The sequence below is a fragment of the Paenibacillus sp. P4_E11 genome (assembly GCF_056401635.1).
Window position 1 is genome coordinate 1 of the sequence record NZ_JBFUIX010000200.1, and the last position, 5,086, is coordinate 5,086.

Sequence of the window (5,086 nt, forward strand, 5' to 3'; positions counted from 1 at the left end):
GGCTTTCTACCTTCCATATATCCAAGAACGGTACCTTTGTTGTATTCCCGTTCTTCTGGATATGTACCGTTTTAGTACGAGCATCCATCACGGTGATCCAACCTTGTACTTGTTCAGTTGTCCCCCAAATCGTCAGTAGCACTTCAGAGTCTTCATTCTTCGCCTCTACAAGTCGCTCTCCCAGTTCTTCGAGTTCAAATTCATCACGTGTCGGTCTCTTGGGTATTACGTTCTTTCCCGTTGATTTCGGTAATTTCGCCATCTTAGTCCTCCATTTCCCCTCAATCCTATCCCCCAGAACGATCTATAAACAGGCGGGGTGACGATCCACTTGACCAGAAGTATACACAGACTCCTTACGCTTTGCAACCAAACCCTACACCCTATAGGTCCACGTGTAACGAGGAGACATTTGTCATTCGAACATATTTGACATAATTGTGCATTTGACGGGTACCATTCACCCATACACAATCGGATCCCCCCTCATATATTACCTTATCTTTATTAAAAGGAGGGGAAGACAAATGGGATTTGACGGTGGCGTTGGAGGAATAGGTGGCGTTGGATTTTCTTGCGGAGGATTTTCTAGCATCGGGATCATCCTTGTGCTCTTTATTTTGTTAGTCATAATATTGCGCGGTGTATTCATCTAATGCGACTCTTAGGACGCTAATTCCAATTCATTGCCTTCTCGCTTTGGACTATCCCATGAAAAGTACTCCTCTTACTCTTGGTCGGTTCTTTGAACCGACCGTTTTATCATGGGATAGACTATTGGTGATACGGCCCCTCCCCCAACAAGAAAATCCCTCAACGCCTTTAGCGCCAAGGGATTCCCCAATTAATACAATGTCATATACTGATCGCGTTCCCATGCATGAACTTGCGTGCGATACATATCCCACTCGATCTCCTTCAACTCGAAGAAATGTGTTAGGGCATGCTCGCCGAGCGCTTCAAGAATGACTTCATCAGACAGCATTTCGAGCAATGCTTCCTTCAGGTTGTCCGGCAGACTTGGAATGCCTTGCTCCTCACGCTCTTCCTCGGACATCACATAGATGTTCCGATCGACCGGAGCAGGCAATTCCATCTTATGAATAATACCGTTCAGCCCTGCTTTAAGCATTACCGCTAGTGCCAGATAAGGATTCGCAGCCGGGTCCGGATTGCGCACTTCTACCCGCGTGCTGAGACCACGTGAAGCCGGAATTCGGATCATGGGGCTACGGTTACTAGCGGACCACGCGACATAACATGGAGCTTCATAACCCGGAACTAATCGCTTGTACGAGTTAACCGTCGGATTCGTAATGGCCGCGAATGCACGAGCGTGTTTCAATATGCCAGCCATGTAGTACCGAGCGGTTTCGCTCAAGCCCAGTCGATCACTCTCGTCATAGAAAGCATTCACTGAGCCCTTGAACAACGATTGGTGGCAATGCATTCCGGAACCATTCACGCCGAATAGTGGCTTAGGCATGAATGTCGCATGCAAGCCATGTTGGCGGGCGACGGTCTTGACGACGAGCTTGAACGTCTGGATCTGATCGGCCGCATGTATCGCATCCGCATACTTAAAGTCGATCTCATGTTGACCTGGTGCTACTTCATGGTGAGAAGCTTCGATCTCGAAGCCCATCTCTTCTAATGTAAGTACGATCTCGCGACGGCAATTCTCACCCAGATCTGTAGGCGCCAAATCGAAGTAACCGCCTTGATCGTTCAGTTCCAATGTAGGATTGCCTTTCTCATCGGTCTTGAACAAGAAAAACTCTGGTTCTGGACCCACATTCATCGCGGTGAAGCCCAGCTCCTCGGCTTCCTTCAACGCTCTCTTCAGAATGCCACGTGGATCACCTGCGAATGGACGTCCATCCGGTAAGTAAATGTCGCAGATCAAGCGGGCCACACGGTCTTCTGTCACCCATGGGAACACGACCCATGTGTCCAAATCAGGGTATAGATACATGTCGGATTCTTCAATACGTACGTAGCCTTCGATAGAGGAACCGTCGAACATCATCTTGTTATCCAGAGCTTTCTCAAGCTGGCTTACCGGGATTTCTACATTCTTGATGGTACCCAGCAAGTCTGTGAACTGCAATCGAATAAACCGCACATTTTGTTCCTTAGCAATACGTGTGATGTCCTGCTTCGAATAACGGGAACGCGTCATGATTCCATTCCTCCTGATCATTAATGTTTAGGGAAAAATCGGGATAACTCCCCTTGGATAAGGGATACTTGGCCTGGTCGCTTGCCGGACCTCAGCTGCTGCTTCAACATCTTGTGCAACTGATTGTCCGTCATCTCCCGGCGCTTGACTTCAGTTTGTTCATTCAGAACTGTTGCTTCTTCGGATTCTTTATTAACAGGGTTAAGTACTTGCTTAATGCCGGCAATGTTGACGCCCTTCTCAATCAGCGCCTTAATCTGCAGCAGCCTCTCGACATCGTTGAAGGAGAAGAGACGCTGATTACCCGCCGTTCTGGCTGGAATAATCAACTCATGCTGTTCGTAATACCGGATTTGCCGCGCGGTGAGGTCGGTCAGCTTCATCACGATCCCAATCGGAAATAAAGCCATGTTCCTACGAATATCATCACTCATTACGCATCACTCCAGAATATAAGGGGTTAATTGAATTGTACATATCCGATTAATACATGTCAAGACATGTAAGGTTTCGTTACAATAAGCGTGCGGCCATCATATTGTTCACTGCTGTCAAAACCCCTAGTTTGACATGCGAATATGTGAGCCCGCCTTGCATGTACGCGATATATGGTTCTCGGATTGGCGCGTCCGCTGACAGTTCCAAGCTGCCGCCCTGAATGAAAGTTCCTGCCGCCATGATGACCGGATGTTCATACCCCGGCATATCCCAAGGCTCCGGAACAACATGCGCATCGATGGCGGAAGCTTTCTGGATCCCTTGTACGAATGAGATAAGATGACGCTCTTCCGTGAAGCGAATCGCTTGGATCAGATCCGTTCTTGGCTCATCCCAGCGAGGATGCGTCTCGAATCCCAGTTGCTCGAACAGAGCGGCTGCAAATACCGCCCCCTTAAGTGCCTGTCCAACCAAATGCGGGGCAAGGAATAATCCTTGGAACATGCTCCTCAGTGTCCCTAGCATCGCTCCAACCTCGGCGCCAATGCCGGGCGCGGTCAGCCGATAAGCAGCCAGCTCCACGAGCTCTTTTTTCCCCGCGATATATCCGCCCGTAGCAGCAACGCCGCCACCAGGATTCTTGATGAGTGATCCGGCAATTAGATCAACGCCTACCTGTGTCGGTTCTTGCTCTTCAGTGAATTCGCCATAACAATTATCAACGAACACGATGACGTCTGGTTTGATTGACTTCACAAAGGAGGTCATCTCGGAAATTTGCGCCACCGAGAAGGAAGGGCGCCAGTCATAGCCGCGCGAACGCTGGATGCCAATTACCTTCGTCTGCGGTGTGATCTTCTCCCGAATCTGTTCCCAGTTAGGCTGTCCATCCTCCAACAGCGCTGCTTCCTCATACACAATTCCCCAGTCCTGAAGCGAACCCGTTCCATCGCCAGGCTGTCCAATTACTTTGTGCAGCGTATCATAGGGCTTGCCCGTTATGTACAGCATATGGTCTCCTGGCCGAAGTACACCGAACAAGGCAGTCCCAATCGTATGTGTACCGGAGACGAAGTGAGGTCGCACAAGCGCGGACTCTGCCCCGAACGCCTCAGCATATACCAGATCCAGCACTTCCCGTCCTCGATCGTTGTACCCATAGCCTGTAGAGCCCGCAAAGTGAAAGTCGCTCACCTTGTACTTCTGGAACGCTTGAATCACCTTCCACTGGTTCCGGTCGACCGTCCGGTCGATCTGCTTCATCTTAGACTCCGCAGTCTCTTCGGCCTGCTCCATCCGTCTAATCAGCTCTTCCGGCATATTCATTCTTAATCCGCCTCTCCTCGTTCTGATTCCTCTCCAACATCATTTCCAGCATGCATGACATAAGGGATCAGCTTATATCCATTTTTCTCATATTCACTACGCTTGACTCTGACCTTGAATAAGAGGCGACCCTCTTCCTCCACATCCTGTTCCAATACTTCACCAACCCGATACAACAAGGCTACTAATTCGCCCCTGTCTGCAGGAATCATGAATTGAAGCGCATCGCCCATCAGCTTGTTCTGGATAGCTAGCTTCAACCTCTCCAAGTCTTGATCAGCCATTGCACTTATGCGCAACATATCGCCCGCAGTCGTTAATAAGTCGGTCTCTTCTCGCGGCAGCAGATCGGTCTTATTGAATACGGTCAACTTCTCCTTGCCATGAGCGCCCAGCTCCTGAAGTACTTCTTCCACAACACGCATCTGCTTCTCGCGCATCTCGCTGGAACTGTCCACCACATGCAGAATGAGATCGGCCTCACACACTTCCTCCAAGGTAGCACGGAAAGCAGCTACGAGATCATGAGGCAAATGCTGGATGAAGCCAACCGTATCGGTCAACACGATCTCCTGCCCGTTCGGCAGTCGAAGACTACGAGATGTCGGATCCAGCGTAGCGAACAGTTGGTTCTCCGCGTACACATCCGCTTCCGTCAAGCGATTCAACAGGGTCGACTTGCCTGCATTCGTGTATCCAGCTAGTGCTACTTGATACACGCCCGTCTTCTTGCGTCGTTCCCGATGCAGCGTACGGTGGCGAACTACTTCACTCAGTTGATTTTTGAGTTCGGCTATTCGGTCTCGAATATGTCGACGGTCCATCTCCAGCTTGGTCTCCCCGGGTCCGCGAGTCCCGATCCCTCCGCCCAATCGGGATAAGTTCTTACCTTGGCCCGACAATCGTGGAAGTAAGTAGCTGAGTTGTGCCAGCTCCACTTGCAGAATACCTTCTCGAGTTTTGGAGCGTTGAGCGAATATATCCAGAATGAGCTGCGTTCGGTCAATAATCTTCACATCCAGTGCTTGCTCCAAATTACGGACTTGGGCACCTGACAGTTCTTGATCGAAGATTACCGTATTGGCCTCATGCATATCAAGTAATACTTTCAGCTCCTCCACTTTCCCTTTACCAATAAAC

Annotated in this window: 6 protein-coding genes; 1 reads left to right on the plus strand and 5 read right to left on the minus strand. The window is 49.9% G+C overall.

Going from position 1 to position 5,086, the window contains the following annotated elements; all coding sequences use genetic code 11:
• A partial coding sequence (locus AC1DWB_RS31095; RefSeq protein ID WP_477544968.1) for a YolD-like family protein occupies positions 1–262 on the minus strand: 262 nt, incomplete at its 3' end.
• Between the two features lie 265 nt (positions 263–527).
• Here AC1DWB_RS31095 and AC1DWB_RS31100 point away from each other — a divergent pair.
• Entirely contained in the window at positions 528–656 is a 129-nt protein-coding gene (locus tag AC1DWB_RS31100) for a sporulation protein YjcZ (RefSeq protein WP_477539552.1), read from the plus strand.
• 188 nt (positions 657–844) lie between these two features.
• Here AC1DWB_RS31100 and glnA read toward each other — a convergent pair whose 3' ends face one another.
• The 4 genes from glnA to hflX form a co-directional block, all read right to left on the minus strand.
• The gene (gene glnA, locus AC1DWB_RS31105; RefSeq protein WP_477544969.1) at positions 845–2,182 is read right to left on the minus strand and encodes a type I glutamate--ammonia ligase; all 1,338 of its coding nucleotides are present in this window, start codon (positions 2,180–2,182) and stop codon (positions 845–847) included.
• A gap of 20 nt (positions 2,183–2,202) precedes the next feature.
• Positions 2,203–2,616, minus strand: coding sequence for a MerR family transcriptional regulator (locus tag AC1DWB_RS31110; RefSeq protein ID WP_477544970.1), 414 nt, complete (start codon positions 2,614–2,616; stop codon positions 2,203–2,205).
• A gap of 79 nt (positions 2,617–2,695) precedes the next feature.
• On the minus strand, positions 2,696–3,916 hold the full coding sequence (locus AC1DWB_RS31115) for a methionine gamma-lyase family protein (protein ID WP_477544972.1): 1,221 nt from the start codon (positions 3,914–3,916) through the stop codon (positions 2,696–2,698).
• Between the two features lie 32 nt (positions 3,917–3,948).
• The coding region (gene hflX, locus AC1DWB_RS31120) for a GTPase HflX (protein ID WP_477544971.1) at positions 3,949–5,086 on the minus strand (1,138 nt) is incomplete at its 5' end.

Coding starts and splice junctions, on each gene's coding strand:
- AC1DWB_RS31100 (WP_477539552.1), top strand. CDS start 528: ATGGGATTTGACGGTGGCGTTGGAGGAATAGGTGGCGTTGGATTTTCT.
- glnA (WP_477544969.1), bottom strand. CDS start 2,182: ATGACGCGTTCCCGTTATTCGAAGCAGGACATCACACGTATTGCTAAG.
- AC1DWB_RS31110 (WP_477544970.1), bottom strand. CDS start 2,616: ATGAGTGATGATATTCGTAGGAACATGGCTTTATTTCCGATTGGGATC.
- AC1DWB_RS31115 (WP_477544972.1), bottom strand. CDS start 3,916: ATGGAGCAGGCCGAAGAGACTGCGGAGTCTAAGATGAAGCAGATCGAC.